Genomic DNA, 15505 nt, shown 5'->3' with positions numbered 1-15505 from the left:
GACGATAGAACCTGATTATTGCCTACATGTTTCGCCCATGCGTATTTCTCCGCATCGATTTGTCGGGATCGTGGAATAGGGGTAGGCCCTGCTCGGTTACGATGGTGATACCGGCAGGTCTGCGTTTCTCCGGTGTGTTCGTGGCTATGAGAGGGATAAATGGACCAGCCTGATCCGTTCGGATTCGTAGGACTCACGTATGACGATGTGCTGCTGCTGCCCGGGCACACCGACGTCATCCCGAGCGAGGCGGAGACCTCGTCCCGCCTGACGAAGCGGATCACCGTGAACACGCCGCTGCTGTCGAGCGCGATGGACACCGTGACCGAGGCCCGCATGGCGATCGCGATGGCTCGCGAGGGCGGCATCGGCATCCTCCACCGCAACCTGTCGATCTCCGACCAGGCCGAACAGGTCGACCGCGTGAAGCGGAGCGAGTCGGGCATGATCACGAACCCGATCACCACCACGGCCGACGCCACCGTCGCCGAGGTCGACGAGCTGTGCGGCCAGTTCCGCATCTCGGGCCTCCCGGTCGTCGACGACAAGGGTGTGCTCGTCGGCATCATCACGAACCGCGACATGCGCTTCGTGTCGCCGTTCGAGAAGGCCACGACCCGCGTCAGCGAGGTCATGACGAGCACCGGTCTCGTGACCGCTCCCGTCGGCACCGACCGCAACGCGGTGATGGCGCTCCTCGCGCAGCACCGCATCGAGAAGCTGCCCCTCATCGACGAGGCAGGCAAGCTCAAGGGCCTCATCACCGTCAAGGACTTCGACAAGAGCGAGAAGTACCCGCTGGCCACGAAGGACGACACCGGTCGTCTGCGGGTCGGTGCGGCCATCGGCTTCTTCGGCGACGCCTGGTCCCGTGCGGGCCAGCTGCTCGACGCCGGTGTCGACGTCATCGTGGTCGACACGGCCAACGGTGAGAGCGCCGGTGTGCTCGACATCATCCGCAAGCTCAAGGCCGACCCGGCGTTCGCCGGTGTCGACGTCATCGGCGGCAACGTCGCGACCCGCTCCGGCGCGCAGGCGCTCATCGAGGCCGGCGCGGACGCGATCAAGGTCGGCGTCGGTCCTGGTTCCATCTGCACCACGCGCGTCGTCGCGGGTGTCGGTGTCCCGCAGGTCACCGCGGTCTACGAGGCGTCGCTCGCGGCGCGCGAGGCGAACGTCCCGGTCATCGCCGACGGCGGTCTGCAGTACTCGGGCGACATCGCCAAGGCACTCGTCGCTGGAGCGGACACCGTGATGCTCGGCTCGCTCCTCGCCGGCACCGACGAGAGCCCCGGCGACCTCGTGTTCGTGGGTGGCAAGCAGTTCAAGAACTACCGCGGCATGGGATCGCTCGGAGCCATGCAGACGCGTGGCGAGAAGACCTCGTACTCGAAGGACCGCTACTTCCAGGCCGACGTCCCGAGCGACGACAAGCTGATCCCCGAGGGCATCGAGGGCCAGGTGCCCTACCGTGGCCCGGTGTCGGCCGTCGCGTACCAGCTCATCGGAGGCCTGCGTCAGTCCATGTTCTACGTGGGCGCGCGCAACATCGGCGAGCTGAAGGCCAAGGGCAAGTTCGTCCGCATCACCTCCGCGGGCCTCAAGGAGTCGCACCCGCACGACGTGCAGATCGTCGTCGAGGCGCCGAACTACCGCAAGTAGGCACCCGCACGAACGCCGACGGTCCGGCAGGCTTCCGCCTGCCGGACCGTCGGCGTAGGTGTGGTCAGCGCATCCGACGTTTGTTCAGAGCGGTTAGCGTCACCCACATGACCAGGGCGAAGCCTCCGATCCACAGGGCGTATAGCAGATAGCCATCGAGGCCGAACCCCAAACGGACCGCCGTCGTGCCACAGATGACGATCCCGACAATGGTGCTGGCAAGGACTGATTGGCGGACGCGTAGAGGTCGTTTAGGAGGAACGTTGTGGGTCTCAGGGCTCATACGTAGACGCAGCGACCTTGGTTGCCGCCGATGTAGATCTTCATCTCTCGTCCTCCTTGGCAGATGCCGTTCGTCGCGAGAGCGGTGGATGCGACCAAGAGGATGGCTCCGAAGACGACGCACAGCGCGGCGCCGACCCCTGGGAGGAGGCACAACGCTCCTTGAAGGGCCATCGCGCCTCCACCGATGATGAGACCTTGGTCGAAGGCATTGAACAGGACATAGATTCCACCGGAGTCCTGCCCTCCGCCGAGACGCGTGTCGGCAGGGCCTTGTCCCACCGAGAAGCTGAACCCGTTCTCGAATACGAAAGTCTCAATCGTGTCCTCGCCTACCTGCTGCGTGGTGAACGGGACTTGTGCTGCCTTCAACTCCTCGACGGCCAGTCGAAGCTGTTCGGGAGTGATCTCGGGCTGAGCTGCTGTGCTCAGGGGCGTCGCGGTAACAGGTGGAGGAGCAGCGTTGGCTGTTGCCGGGGCAGCGAGAGCGATGACGACCGCCAGGATTGTTCCGAGACTGAAGGCCCGTGAAGTGGTGAGCATGACTTGGTATCCCCTTCTCTGGTTGGTGCGCCGCGGTGCGAACCTGGTCGTTAATATAGATATTTCTGAATCAAACGTCCAGAGTTTCGGCGAGATCCGGTATTCGTCCACCAGGCGACCGGTAGGCTGGTGCGGTGAGCATGGATATTGAGATCGGCCGGTCAAAGCGCGCACGGCGCGCCTACGCGTTCGACGACATCGCCGTCGTCCCGTCGCGGCGGACCCGCGACCCACAGGACGTCTCGGTGTCCTGGTCGATCGACGCCTACCAGTTCGAGATCCCGGTGCTCGCGGCACCGATGGACTCCGTCGTCTCGCCGACGACCGCGATCATGATGGGCCAGCTCGGCGGCGTCGGCGTCCTCGACCTCGAGGGCCTCTGGACGCGGTACGAAGACCCTGAGCCGCTGCTCGCCGAGATCCGGTCGTTGCCGGTCGGCCGCGCGACCGCGCGCATGCAGGAGATCTACTCGGAGCCCATCAAGCCCGAACTCGTCACGGCCCGGCTCGCCGAGATCCGCGCGGCTGGAGTCACCGTCGCCGCAGCCCTCTCGCCGCAGCGCACGCAGGAGCTCTACGAGACCGTCGTCGCCGCAGGTGTCGACCTCTTCGTCATCCGCGGAACCACCGTGTCGGCGGAGCACGTCTCCAAGAACCAGGAGCCACTCAACCTCAAGAAGTTCATCTACGAACTCGACGTCCCCGTGATCGTCGGTGGCGCGGCCACCTACACCGCGGCCCTGCACCTCATGCGGACCGGTGCGGCCGGCGTCCTCGTCGGCTTCGGTGGCGGCGCCGCCTCCACCACGCGGGCCTCGCTCGGCATCCATGCCCCGATGGCGACCGCCGTGGCCGACGTCGCCGGTGCGCGTCGCGACTACCTCGACGAGTCCGGCGGCCGCTACGTGCACGTCATCGCCGACGGCGGTCTCGGGACCTCGGGCGACATCGTCAAGGCCGTCGCGATGGGGGCCGACGCCGTCATGCTCGGCACCGCACTCGCCCGCGCAACGGATGCACCCGGCGGTGGCTGGCACTGGGGTGCCGAGGCGCACCACCTGCACCTGCCGCGCGGACGCCGTGTCGAGGTGGGGACCGTCGCGACGCTCGAGGAGATCCTCTACGGCCCGTCGCCGAAGTCGGACGGCACGGCCAACCTCATCGGCGCGCTCCGTCGCTCGATGGCCACCACCGGCTACTCCGACCTCAAGGAGTTCCAGCGGGTCGAGGTCGTCGTCGCGCCGTACCAGAGCGCCTAGCCCTGCCGGAAGCGAGCCGCTTCCGCAAGCGGTTGTCGGGTCGCATCGCGCCGACTAGCCTCTGAGGCAGAGCCTCGTGGACGAGCACCTGCCTCCGGCAGGATCATCGCGAGGGCGGTTCCAGCGAGCGGAGTTCGACGATGGCCACCACCCACAACAACGTGTCACGTTCCACCAAGCTGGGGATGGAGGAGCGCGACGCCGCGATCGAAGCGTTGAAGTCGAAAGAGCTCGACATCCTCGTCGTCGGTGGTGGCATCGTGGGCACCGGTGCAGCGCTCGACGCCGTCACGCGCGGTCTCAGCACCGGTCTGCTCGAGGCGCGCGACTGGGCGAGCGGCACCTCGAGCCGGTCCTCGAAGCTCGTGCACGGCGGTATCCGGTATCTCGAACAACTCGACTTCCGGCTCGTCCGAGAAGCGCTCATCGAGCGCGGGTTGCTGCTGCAGCGCATCGCGCCGCACCTCGTGAAGCCGGTCCGGTTCCTGTACCCGCTCAACAAGCCGGTCTTCGAGCGCCTCTACATCGGCGCCGGCATGCTGCTCTACGACCTCTTCAGCTGGACCGGCGGCCGTCCGCCCGGCGTCCCGCACCACCGGCACCTGTCCAAGCGTCAGGTCCTGACCTCGATCCCGAGTCTCAAGTCGGACGCGTTCGTGGGCGGACTCACCTACTACGACGCCCAGGTCGACGACGCCCGGTACGTCTCATCCCTCGCGCGGACGGCGTCGGCCTACGGTGCGCACGTCGCGAGCCGCGTGCGGGTCGAGGGCTTCATCAAGGTCGGTCAGCGCGTCGTGGGCGTCAAGGCGCACGACCTGCAGACCGACGAGCGCTTCGAGATCCGCGCCAAGCAGGTCGTCAACGCGACCGGCGTGTGGACCGACGACACGCAGTCGATGGTGGGGGAGCGGGGCCAGTTCAAAGTCCGCGCGTCGAAGGGTATCCACCTCGTCGTGCCGCGCGACCGATTCCAATCGAACATGGGGCTCCTGCTGCGCACGGAGAAGAGCGTCCTCTTCGTCATCCCGTGGGGCCGACACTGGCTCATCGGCACGACCGACACGGACTGGCACCTCGACAAGGCGCATCCGGCGGCGACGGCGGCGGACATCGACTACCTGCTCGAGCACGTCAACAAGATCCTCGCCGTCCCGCTCACCCGTGAGGACGTCGAGGGCGTCTACGCCGGCCTCCGTCCGCTGCTGGCCGGCGAGTCGGAGCAGACGTCGAAGTTGTCACGCGAGCACCTGGTCGCGCACTCCGTCCCCGGACTGGTGGTCATCGCCGGTGGCAAGTGGACCACGTACCGGGTCATGGCGAAGGACGCGATCGACGCCGCGGTGGACGCCCTCGACGGCAAGATCCCGGCGAGCGCGACGGAGAACATCGCACTCCTCGGGGCCGAGGGGTACCAGGCGGCGTGGAACAAGCGGGGCAAGATCGCGCGGGCCTTCGGGGTGCACACGGCCCGCATCGAGCACCTGCTGAACCGCTACGGCGTCCTGACGGACGAGCTGCTCGACCTCATCAAGGACGACCCGACGCTCGCCGAAGCACTGCCGGGAGCGGACGACTACATCGGGGCGGAGGTCGTCTACGCGGCCTCCCACGAGGGCGCCCTCCATCTCGACGACGTCCTCGCCCGTCGGACGCGGATCTCCATCGAGGCCTGGGACCGCGGCGTCTCGGCGGCCCCGGTCGCGGCGAAGCTCATGGGTGGGGTCCTCGGGTGGGACGAGGAGCGCATCGAGAAGGAGGTCTCCTACTACCTCGAGCGCGTCGCTGCGGAGCGGGCGTCGCAGGAGCAGCCGAACGACGAAGCGGCGGACCGCGTGCGCCTGGAGGCACCGGACATCGTCCCTGGGGCCTGAACCGGCGGTGATCGCCCGCAGCGGAACGGCTGCGGGCGCCTCGGGCGGGCGGGCCGGGTGTGGCGGATAGACTAGGAGGACTGCCACAACAAGCCTGAGGAGTACAGCCATGGTGGATGTTCGGCGGGTCAAACTTCCCGGGGTCGGTGTGCTCCACACCTTCGTCACGGACGACGGCGGCAAGGTCGGCGTCATCGCCCACCGGTCCGGCCACAGCGACCTCATCACCTTCGCCGACCACGAAGACGGTGCCGATGCCGGCAAGGTGTCGCTCCGGCTCAACGAGGACGAGGCGCACACGCTGGCCGAACTCCTCGGTGGCACACAGATCACCGAGTCGCTCAGCGCGCTCGACCAGATCCCCGGCCTCAGCATCGACTGGTTCACCGTCGACTACGAAGACCACATCGCCGGGCAGCCGCTCGGCAACCCCGCCGAGAAAGGCATGGTCGGGCTGACCGTCGTCGCCGTCGTGCGCGGCGACTCCGCCAACCCGGCTCCTGCGGCGGACTTCCGGGTCTTCCCGGGAGACACCCTCGTCGTCGCGGGCAGTCCCGAGAAGGTCGCCAAGGCCTTCGCCTACTTCCGTTCGGGCGCCGTCAAGAAGGTCGCCGTCGACGCTCCGCCCGGAGGGTAGGCATGCTGCACGCCGCGACCGAAAACCCCCACCTCGGCCAGGATCTGCTCATCCTCGGCGTCCTGTTCGTCATCGCCTACATCCTCGGCCGCCTCGGCAAGCTGATCGGCCTCCCGTCGATCCCCGTCTACATGCTCGTCGGTCTGCTCGCGAGTCCGTACACGGGCTGGTTCCCGCTCGACTTCGCCAGCGCGCAGATCGAACTCATCGCCGTCTTCGGCCTCGTGCTCCTGCTGTTCAACCTCGGTCTGGAGTTCGATCAGGACGAGTTCTTCGGCAACGCCGGGAAGCTCATCGTGTCCGGTGGCTCCTACATCCTCGTCAACATGGCCGCCGGGCTGGTGTTCGGGTTCCTGGTCGGGTGGGGCACGCGAGAGGCGCTCATCATCGCCGGCATCACGGCGACGAGCTCGAGCGCGATCGTCACGAAGCTCCTCATCGAGCTCAAACGGCTGACGAACGACGAGACGCCGATGATCCTGGGCGTCACCGTGGTGGAGGACATCTTCATCGCCATCTACCTCGCCATCGTCGGTGTGGTCCTGAGCGGCGAGACCGAGGTGTGGCCGGTCATCGGCAAGCTCGCGATCGCGTTCACGTTCATCCTCGTGATGTTCGCGATCGCGCGCTTCGGCGGCCGATTCGTGTCGCGGTTGTTCCGCACGAAGGACGACGAGCTCTTCACGATCCTGTTCTTCGGCCTCGCGGTCGCGTTCGGCGGTATCGGCGAGCTCCTCGGGGTCACCGACGCGATCGGCGCCTTCCTCATCGGGCTGGTCCTCGGGGCCACCCGGTTCCGCAACAAGATCGAGCAGATCGCGATCCCGCTCCGCGACGTGTTCGGTGCGTTCTTCTTCTTGAACTTCGGCCTCGCGCTCGACGCGACGAAGTTCGGCAGCGTCCTCGTCCCGGTCCTCCTCGCTGTCCTCATGACGGTGGTCCTCAACGTCCTGGCCGGTCAGTTCGTCGCCTGGCTCAACGGACTCGGACCGCAAGCGGGGATCAACGCCGCGGTCATCCTGCAGAATCGCGGCGAATTCGCCCTCATCCTCGCGACGCTCTCGCTGAGCGCAGGGCTCAACCCGCTCATCCAACCGTTCGCCGGGCTCTACGTGCTCATCATGGCTGTGATGGGCCCGATCGTCGCCGGCCGGTCCGAGCAGATCGGCGCCGTCATCCTGCGTCCGCGTCGCCGGAAGGCGCGCCGAGTGGAGCAGGTGGACACGACGGCGCAGGAGGCCATCGCGCTCGTCGAGGGTGCGGGCGACGACCAGGGCACGACGGACGTCGACACCGATCAGGCGGCCATCGACCGACTCGTCGAACAGGCGATGAACGACCAGGAACCACCGGCACGAAAGCGAGAGCCCGATTACTAGCACCGCCCCGTCGGCACCAGGCCCCGACCACCACGGACTGGTCCGTCCGACGCTCCGCTCCGTCATGCTGCGTCCCCGGTGGATCGGCGTCCTCGTCCTCTGTCTCGCCGTCGCGGGCGCGTTCGCCGCGCTCGGGCAGTGGCAGCTCGCCCGCGCCATCGAATCCGGGCAGGTGGTGCCGACCGAGACCGAGTCGGTCCGGCCGCTCGCGGACGTCCTCGAACCGGGCGTCGGCATCCGAGAGGCGGACGCCGGACAACGGGTGAGCGTCTCGGGCACCTGGGTGCCGGAGGACTACCTCGTGGTGGGCAACCGGGTGAACGACGGCACGCTCGGGTACTGGGTGACGGGCCACCTCGCGACCGACCGCCCGGACCAGGCCGGTCTCGCCGTCGCGCTCGGGTGGACGAAGGATCGCGAGACCGCCGACCGTGTCGCGGCGACGTTGAACGCGGACGCCCCCACCGGTGCCGTGGAGCTCGAGGGGCGTCTGAACCCGCCGGAGGGCCCGGAGGAACCGGCAGCGGACGCCGCACCGACCGACCTCGACAACATGTCGGTCGCCGCACTGCTGAACCGCTGGAACGACGCCGACGGCCTGCGGGTGTTCAGTGCGTTCGTCGTGGACGACGTGGCCGTCGACGGACTCGAGCCCATCTCGTCACCCGCGCCCAGCCAGGAGATCCAGCTCAACTGGTTGAACATCTTCTATGCGGCCGAGTGGGTCGTCTTCGCGTGCTTCGCCGTGTTCCTGTGGTTCCGGCTCGCCAAGGACGCCTGGGAGCGCGAGATCGAGGAGCTCGAGGACGCCGAGGAGGAGGCCGCAGCGCTCCGTCCGTGATGTCCGGTCGCTTGGCGGCCGCGGGTAGGATGGGGGCATGCCCCTCCAGCCGAAACCGTCGACGTTTCCCGCGATCCGAGGCGCGCTGAAGTTCTACCAGGTGGCCGCCCCCATCACCGGTGTGCTGCTCCTGTCGCTCTGCGCCGAGATGCTCATGAAGTACGCGTTCGGCCTCGAGCTCGAACTCGGCGGAGCCTACGGCTTCCTCGCCTTCGTGCCCTCCGGCACCGCCACCGCGGTCAACCTGAGCACGGGCATCCTCATCATCCACGGCTGGTTCTACGTCGTGTACCTGTTCGCCGCGTTCCGGCTCTGGAGCCTCATGCGGTGGAACGTCCTGCGTCTGCTCTGGCTCGCGCTCGGCGGCATCATCCCGTTCCTGTCCTTCTTCTTCGAGAGCCGCATCCCGCGGGAAGTGAAGGGCTACCTCTCCGGCCGCGAAGCAGCAGCGGCCGCCGAACCCGTGGAGTCCATGCAGTGAGTGAAACCGCCCCCGCCGCCGCAGCGGAGCAGACCGCCGCCCGACCGGTCCTCGTCGTCGACTTCGGTGCGCAGTACGCGCAGCTGATCGCGCGTCGCGTCCGCGAAGCCGGCGTGTACTCCGAGATCGTGCCGCACACCGTGTCCGCCGCCGAGGTCGCCGCCAAGAACCCCGTCGGGATCGTCCTGTCCGGCGGCCCGTCCAGCGTGTACGAGCCGGGCGCTCCGTCGCTCGACGAGGGCATCCTCGAGCTCGGCGTCCCGACCTTCGGCATCTGCTACGGCTTCCAGGTCATGGCCAAGCAGCTCGGCGGAGAGGTCGCGCACACCGGTCTCCGGGAGTACGGCGCCACCGACGCGACCAGCGTCGTCGACGTCCCGGGCACCCTCCTGCACGGCGTCCCGACCGAGCAGAACGTCTGGATGAGCCACGGCGACTCCGTCTCCAAGGCCCCCGAGGGCTTCGAGGTCCTCGCCTCGACCGCCTCGACTCCGGTCGCCGCCTTCGCGAACGCGGAACGCGGCCTCTACGGCGTCCAGTGGCACCCCGAGGTCAAGCACTCCGCGTACGGCCAGCAGGTGCTCGAGAACTTCCTCCACAGGGCGGCGGGCATCCCGGCCGACTGGAACAGCGGCAACGTCATCGCCGAACAGGTCGACCGCATCCGCTCCCAGGTGGGCGACGCCAAGGTCATCTGCGGGCTCTCCGGCGGTGTCGACTCGGCCGTCGCCGCGGCGCTCGTGCACAAGGCCGTCGGCGACCAGCTCGTCTGCATCTTCGTCGACCACGGCCTGCTCCGGAAGGACGAGCGGCGCCAGGTCGAGGAGGACTTCGTCGCCTCGACCGGCGTCCGGCTGGTCACGGTCGACGCGCGCGAGCAGTTCCTGACGGCGCTCGCCGGCGTCAGCGACCCGGAGCAGAAGCGCAAGATCATCGGCCGCGAATTCATCCGGTCCTTCGAACAGGCCGAGATCGACCTCGTCAAGGAGGCCCAGAGCGAAGGCGAGCCCATCCGCTTCCTCGTCCAGGGCACGCTGTACCCCGACGTCGTCGAGTCCGGAGGCGGATCCGGCACGGCCAACATCAAGAGCCACCACAACGTCGGCGGCCTGCCGGAAGACCTCCAGTTCGAACTCGTCGAGCCCCTGCGCACCCTGTTCAAGGACGAGGTCCGGGCGATCGGCCGCGAGCTGGGCCTCCCGGAGGAGATCGTCGGCCGTCAGCCGTTCCCCGGTCCCGGACTCGGTATCCGCATCGTCGGTGAGGTCACGGCCGAGCGTCTCGACCTCCTCCGCGACGCCGACGCGATCGTCCGCGAGGAACTGACCGCGGCCGGGCTCGACCAGGAGATCTGGCAGTGCCCCGTGGTCCTGCTGGCGGACGTCCGTTCCGTGGGCGTGCAGGGCGACGGCCGCACCTACGGTCACCCGATCGTGCTGCGACCGGTGTCGTCTGAAGACGCCATGACCGCCGACTGGACCCGCCTGCCGTACGACGTCCTCGCGCGCATCAGCAACCGCATCACCAACGAGGTGAAGGACGTCAACCGCGTCGTGCTCGACGTCACGTCGAAGCCACCGGGGACCATCGAGTGGGAGTGATCGCTCCCTGAAGCATCGGAAGGCCGTCCCGTTCGCGGGGCGGCCTTCCGTCGTCCGCGCCCTTCGACAGGCTCAGGGACCGGGTGGGTGGCTCAGGGACCGGGTGGGGGTGGCTCAGGGACCGGGGTGGGTGGCTCAGGGACCGGGGATGGTGCCCGGTGCGAGGGGTTCGGTCCCTGAGCCTGTCGAAGGGCAGTAGCGCGACCGGCCGGTTCCTCGAACGACGAAGGCCCGCCCCGCGAACGGGACGGGCCTTGCAGTGCGTGCGCTGCTAGTTGCGGGAGATGGCCAGCAGACGCAGGATCTCGACGTAGATCCAGATGACCGTGACCATGATGCCGAAGGCGCCGGTCCAGCCGTACTTGGCGGGTGCGCGGTTCTGCACGCCGCGCTGGATGAAGTCGAAGTCGAGCACCAGCGAGTACGCGCCCATCAGCACCGCGAAGATGCCGATGACGATCCCGAGCGGGATGCCGAAGATCGTCGCGCCGTAGAGGCCGAACGGGTTGTTCAGGACGCCCGTGAACATGAGCACGAGGTTGAGGAGCTGGAAGACGCCGTAGCCGATGATGGCGACGAGGAAGACCTTCGTCAGCTTCTTGGAGGCGCGGACCTTGCCGCTCGCGAAGAGCGCGAGGGTCACGCCCACGACGGCGAGGGTCGCGAGGACCGCCTGGACGACGACGCCTGACCAGGCCGGGTTCGCCTCGAAGACGCGCGAGATGCCGCCGACGAAGAGTCCCTGGAAGACGGCGTACCCGAGGATGAGCGCCGGGACCGGCTCCTTCTTGAAGGAGTTGACGAGCCCGAGACCGAGACCACCGATCATGCCGATGATCATGGGGAGGGCGTAGCCGCTGCCTGCCTGCAGGAGGGAGGTCGTCCACATCCAGGAGACGACGGCGAACACGACGAGGACGGCGAACGAGCCGAGCGTCTTGACGAGCGTGTTCTCGATCGTCATGCGGTCGGCGGTGCCGACGCCCGCCGGTGCGGTGGGCTGCTCGTACATCTTGCGGAGCTGTTCGGCGGTCAGCGAGGGGTTCGCTGCTTGAGCTGCCTGCAGCGTCCCGCCTCCCTGCTTCGCGAATGCCGGGTTCTTCGAGAACGCGGGATTGTCGAGGGCCATGGCTGATTCCTACTCTCAGTCGTGGAGGCTGTGTCGCGCCAAGCGGCGCTGCTGACACCCAGAGTATCCGAGTTCCCTTTGAATCAGCCGGGTCGCGCGTGGAAAACCCCGAACGGGCGGCGATGTTCGCGGCGGGCTGACAGCCGGCACCCTGCGCGCATGCCGGAGCGTCGTCCTAGGCTGATGGCGTGCGCATCGACTCCCTGCCCAACCCGCTCGTCATCGGACACCGCGGGGCTCCCGGTTACCGCCCCGAGCACACCGAGTCCTCTTACCGCTTGGCCGTCGCGCTGGGTGCGGACGCCGTCGAGCCCGATCTCGTCGCGTCGAAGGACGGCGTCCTCGTGGTCCGACACGAGAACGAGATCTCCGGGACGACCGACGTCGCCGCCCGGGCGGAGTTCGCCGACCGGCGGACGACGAAGCGCGTCGACGGCCACGAGCTGACCGGATGGTTCACCGAGGACTTCACCTGGGCCGAGCTGTCGACCCTGACCGCACGTGAGCGGATCCCCGAGGTGCGGACGGTGAGTGCGGGATTCGACGGTACCGAGGGCATCCTGCGGTTCGCCGACCTCGTCGAGGTCGTACGCAGCGCGGCCGAAGCGCACCGACGACCCGTCGGTGTCGTGGCCGAGGTGAAGCACGCCGACTACTTCGCTTCGATCGGACTCCCACTCGATCGACTCCTGGCCGAGGAGCTCGCCGCTCTGGGGTTCGGCACCGATCCCCATGCCGAACCGCTCATCATCGAGTCGTTCGAGCAGTCGGTCCTCACGGCGTTGCAGGCCCGTCGGGTGCAGGCGGAGTTCGTGTACCTCATCGAGCGGTCCGGCAGGCCGAGCGACCTCGTCGCCAGGCTGGGGGATTCGGCCCCGTCCTACGCCGACGCGATGACCGACGCCGGACTCGCGGCGCTCGCCCTCGAGGTCGACGCCATCAGTGTGGACAAGGCGATGCTCATCGACCTCGACGACGACGGCGCCCACCCGACGGACCTCGTGGAGCGCGCCCACGCGGTGGGCCTGCGCGTCTACACCTGGACCCTCCGCCCCGAGAACCGATTCCTCGCGCCACCCTTCCGGGACGGGTCCGATCCGGCGGCGGTCGGTCGCTGGCTCGAGGAGTTCGTCCTGGTGCTCTCCTCGGGGGTCGACGGCTGCTTCGTCGACCAGGCCGACCTCGGTGTCGCCGCCCGGTCCGCGGCCGGCGAGCGGGCGGAACACCGCGACGGCGGTGCTCGGCCGAGCGATGTCGGAGGCAGCGCCTAGACTTGCAGGCGATATGGCGAGCTCTCCTTCTTCGAACGCCGACGCCGTGCAACCGGTGATCGTCGGCTGGCCCACGGCAACCGTCCCCGAGTCGTCCTCCGACGAGCGTGCCGGCGGGAGTCGGCTGCTGGAGGGGCTCAACCCACAGCAACGGATCGCGGTGGAGTACCGGGGCCAGGCCCTGCTCATCGTCGCCGGTGCCGGATCGGGCAAGACGAGTGTGCTCACCCGCCGCGTGGCGCTGCTGCTCGAGCAGCGGGAGGCATGGCCGAGCCAGATCCTGGCGATCACGTTCACCAACAAGGCCGCCGCCGAGATGCGTGAGCGGGTGCAGGCGCTCGTCGGCCAGGCCGCGCAGGGCATGTGGATCTCCACCTTCCACTCCGCCTGCGTCCGCATCCTCCGGCGCGAGGCCGAGCACTTCGGTTTCACCAAGAACTTCACGATCTACGACAGCGGCGACCAACGCGCCCTGTTGAAGCGGATCATCAAGGAGCTCGAGGCCGATGCGTACGGCTTCACGCCGTCCAACACCTCCGCGAAGATCTCGAAGCTCAAGAACGAGCTGTCGGACGTCGAGTCGTACTCCCGCACGATCAACACGAACGACCCGCAGGAACTCGTCTTCCTGCAGGTCTTCCGGAAGTACACGCGCGCGCTGGCCGACGCGAACGCCTTCGACTTCGACGACCTCATCAGCCAGACGGTGTTCCTCTTCCGGGCGTTCCCGCACGTCGCCGCGCAGTACCAGCAGCGGTTCCGCCACATCCTCGTCGACGAGTACCAGGACACCAACCACGCCCAGTACTCGCTCATCCGGGAGCTCACGCGTGCGCCCGAGGCCGGCACGGATCAGCTCGCCATCACCCGCACCGAGGGTGCCTCGCTCACCGTCGTCGGCGACTCGGACCAGTCGATCTACGCGTTCCGCGGGGCCGACATCCGGAACATCACCGAGTTCGAGCGCGACTTCCCGGGTGCCAAGGTGGTGCTGCTCGAGCAGAACTACCGCTCCACGCAGAACATCCTCTCGGCCGCGAACGCGGTCATCTCCAACAACTTCGACCGCAAGGACAAGAAGCTCTGGACGGCCGTCGGCGACGGAGAGAAGATCGTCGGCTTCACGGGGTACTCCGGCCACGACGAGGCGCAGTTCATCGCCGACGAGATCGAGAAGCTCCGGAACGCCGGCACGGCCTACAGCGACATCGCGGTGTTCTACCGCACGAACGCCCAGACCCGTGCGCTCGAGGAGATCTTCATCCGCGCGGCCCTCCCGTACCGGATCATGGGCGGCACCAAGTTCTACGAACGCGCCGAGATCAAGGACGCCCTCGCCTACCTCGTGTCGGTCGCGAACCCCGCCGACATCATGGCGCTGCGGCGCATCCTGAACACGCCCAAGCGTGGCATCGGACCGGCGACGGAGACGGCACTCGCGAGCTTCGCCGAGAACAATGGCGTCACCTTCCGCGAGGCCATGCGGCGTGCCGACGCCCTCGGGCTCGGGCCGAAGGTCACGAGCGCGATCCTGCAGCTGTCGGCGCTCCTCGACGAAGCGCAGGCCGCGCTCGACGACGCCGCGGCGGCCGACCGCCCGACGGCGTCCGCGACCGCGGTCGGCGACGTCCTGTCGCTCCTCATGACGAAGAGCGGCTACCTCGACTCGCTGCGCAACAGTCGCGACCCGCAGGATGAGGCACGCGCCGAGAACGTCGACGAGCTCATCGCCGTCACCAAGGAGTTCGCCAAGAACAACCCCGACGGCGGCATCGTCGACTTCCTGACGGAGGTCTCGCTCGTCGCCGCGGCCGACGACCTCGACGACGCGACGGGCAGCGTGTCGCTCATGACCCTGCACACGGCGAAGGGCCTCGAGTACGATGCGGTCTTCCTGACAGGCATCGAGGAGGACCTCCTCCCGCACCGGATGTCGGCGAACGAGCCTGGCGGCCCGGCGGAGGAGCGGCGCCTGTTCTACGTCGGCATCACCCGCGCCCGTAAGCGCCTGTACCTCTCGCTGGCGATGACTCGTGCCCAGTACGGCGAGACGGCCGTCGCCATGCCCAGCCGCTATCTGCAGGAGATCCCGGCCGAACTGATCGAGTGGCGTCAGTCGCCTGGCAACGTCAACGGTCGTGGTGGAACCCAGTCTCGCGCCCTGAACGCCCGCCGCGCCCCTACGAGCGACCGCTGGTCGGTCCGCTCGCTCCCGGAAGGAGCCTCCGCGGGCGACACCCGGTTCTCCGGCGGTTCGAGCAAGCCGGAGACGGCCTGGGCCAACCGCATCACGGCGAAGGTCCGCGACAACGGCGATCTCGAGCTCGTCCCCGGCGACCGCATCTCCCACGCGGACTTCGGTGTGGGGCGGGTGAACGCCGTCACCGGCGAGGGCGCGAAACGCATCGCCCACGTGCAGTTCGAGTCGGCGGGAGCCAAGAAGCTGCTGATCAAGATCGCCCCGATCGAGAAGGTTGAGTGACCCCCTGTCCCGTCGGCAGTCCCCGGCGGCATCAGGTTCCCCAGTCCTGGCGAAGCCTCTAGGC

Annotated in this window: 12 protein-coding genes; 10 read left to right on the top strand and 2 right to left on the bottom strand. The window is 68.0% G+C overall.

From position 1 onward, the window contains the following. Positions 1-159 precede the first annotated feature (159 nt). Positions 160-1662 carry an IMP dehydrogenase gene (guaB, locus tag HOW07_RS05205; protein WP_064296666.1) on the top strand — a complete coding sequence of 501 codons (1503 nt, stop codon included), beginning with the start codon at positions 160-162 and terminating at the stop codon, positions 1660-1662. 279 nt (positions 1663-1941) lie between these two features. Here the strand turns inward: guaB and HOW07_RS05200 are convergent, their stop codons facing one another. After that, positions 1942-2487: a hypothetical protein gene (locus HOW07_RS05200; RefSeq protein WP_147427084.1), complete on the bottom strand. Its 546-nt coding sequence runs from the start codon at positions 2485-2487 to the stop codon at positions 1942-1944. 140 nt (positions 2488-2627) lie between these two features. On the opposite strand from HOW07_RS05200, the gene HOW07_RS05195 reads away from it, so the two are divergent. The 7 genes from HOW07_RS05195 to guaA all read left to right on the top strand — a co-directional run bounded on the left by HOW07_RS05195 (position 2628) and on the right by guaA (position 10559). Next, positions 2628-3746 (top strand): GuaB3 family IMP dehydrogenase-related protein, encoded by a 1119-nt coding sequence (locus tag HOW07_RS05195; RefSeq protein WP_175116509.1) that lies wholly within the window; start codon positions 2628-2630, stop codon positions 3744-3746. 140 nt (positions 3747-3886) lie between these two features. Then, positions 3887-5620, top strand: a complete 1734-nt coding sequence (locus HOW07_RS05190) for a glycerol-3-phosphate dehydrogenase/oxidase (RefSeq protein WP_175116260.1) — start codon at positions 3887-3889, stop codon at positions 5618-5620. Between the two features lie 109 nt (positions 5621-5729). Continuing rightward, positions 5730-6257 carry a cation:proton antiporter regulatory subunit gene (locus tag HOW07_RS05185; protein WP_056008027.1) on the top strand — a complete coding sequence of 176 codons (528 nt, stop codon included), beginning with the start codon at positions 5730-5732 and terminating at the stop codon, positions 6255-6257. 2 nt (positions 6258-6259) lie between these two features. Then, complete coding sequence (locus HOW07_RS05180) at positions 6260-7636, top strand: cation:proton antiporter (protein ID WP_175116259.1); 1377 nt, start codon at positions 6260-6262, stop codon at positions 7634-7636. 64 nt (positions 7637-7700) lie between these two features. Continuing rightward, positions 7701-8477, top strand: a complete 777-nt coding sequence (locus tag HOW07_RS05175) for an SURF1 family protein (protein WP_175116258.1) — start codon at positions 7701-7703, stop codon at positions 8475-8477. Between the two features lie 37 nt (positions 8478-8514). Then, on the top strand, positions 8515-8958 hold the full coding sequence (locus HOW07_RS05170) for a DUF3817 domain-containing protein (RefSeq protein ID WP_056778703.1): 444 nt from the start codon (positions 8515-8517) through the stop codon (positions 8956-8958). Beyond that, positions 8955-10559 carry a glutamine-hydrolyzing GMP synthase gene (gene guaA, locus HOW07_RS05165; RefSeq protein WP_064296660.1) on the top strand — a complete coding sequence of 535 codons (1605 nt, stop codon included), beginning with the start codon at positions 8955-8957 and terminating at the stop codon, positions 10557-10559. Before HOW07_RS05170 ends, guaA begins: the two co-directional genes overlap by 4 nt. Before the next feature lie 271 nt (positions 10560-10830). On the opposite strand, the gene HOW07_RS05160 is transcribed toward guaA, so the two are convergent. Beyond that, the gene (locus tag HOW07_RS05160) at positions 10831-11688 is read right to left on the bottom strand and encodes a Bax inhibitor-1/YccA family protein (protein WP_071259472.1); all 858 of its coding nucleotides are present in this window, start codon (positions 11686-11688) and stop codon (positions 10831-10833) included. 194 nt (positions 11689-11882) lie between these two features. Between HOW07_RS05160 and HOW07_RS05155 the strand changes: the two genes are divergently transcribed. Next, on the top strand, positions 11883-12959 hold the full coding sequence (locus HOW07_RS05155; protein WP_175116508.1) for a glycerophosphodiester phosphodiesterase family protein: 1077 nt from the start codon (positions 11883-11885) through the stop codon (positions 12957-12959). A gap of 13 nt (positions 12960-12972) precedes the next feature. After that, positions 12973-15441 carry an ATP-dependent helicase gene (locus HOW07_RS05150; protein WP_175116257.1) on the top strand — a complete coding sequence of 823 codons (2469 nt, stop codon included), beginning with the start codon at positions 12973-12975 and terminating at the stop codon, positions 15439-15441. The last annotated feature ends 64 nt before the right edge of the window (positions 15442-15505 follow it).

Source organism: Plantibacter sp. MCCC 1A11337, from assembly GCF_013349365.1.
Lineage (GTDB): Bacteria > Actinomycetota > Actinomycetes > Actinomycetales > Microbacteriaceae > Plantibacter > Plantibacter flavus_A.
This window is presented reverse-complemented; position numbering and strand designations above follow the sequence as displayed.

Bases quoted from the DNA above. Each gene is read 5' to 3' on its own strand.
- guaB (WP_064296666.1), top strand. From the start codon at position 160: ATGGACCAGCCTGATCCGTTCGGATTCGTAGGACTCACGTATGACGAT.
- HOW07_RS05200 (WP_147427084.1), bottom strand. From the start codon at position 2,487: ATGCTCACCACTTCACGGGCCTTCAGTCTCGGAACAATCCTGGCGGTC.
- HOW07_RS05195 (WP_175116509.1), top strand. From the start codon at position 2,628: ATGGATATTGAGATCGGCCGGTCAAAGCGCGCACGGCGCGCCTACGCG.
- HOW07_RS05190 (WP_175116260.1), top strand. From the start codon at position 3,887: ATGGCCACCACCCACAACAACGTGTCACGTTCCACCAAGCTGGGGATG.
- HOW07_RS05185 (WP_056008027.1), top strand. From the start codon at position 5,730: ATGGTGGATGTTCGGCGGGTCAAACTTCCCGGGGTCGGTGTGCTCCAC.
- HOW07_RS05180 (WP_175116259.1), top strand. From the start codon at position 6,260: ATGCTGCACGCCGCGACCGAAAACCCCCACCTCGGCCAGGATCTGCTC.
- HOW07_RS05175 (WP_175116258.1), top strand. From the start codon at position 7,701: ATGCTGCGTCCCCGGTGGATCGGCGTCCTCGTCCTCTGTCTCGCCGTC.
- HOW07_RS05170 (WP_056778703.1), top strand. From the start codon at position 8,515: ATGCCCCTCCAGCCGAAACCGTCGACGTTTCCCGCGATCCGAGGCGCG.
- HOW07_RS05160 (WP_071259472.1), bottom strand. From the start codon at position 11,688: ATGGCCCTCGACAATCCCGCGTTCTCGAAGAACCCGGCATTCGCGAAG.
- HOW07_RS05150 (WP_175116257.1), top strand. From the start codon at position 12,973: ATGGCGAGCTCTCCTTCTTCGAACGCCGACGCCGTGCAACCGGTGATC.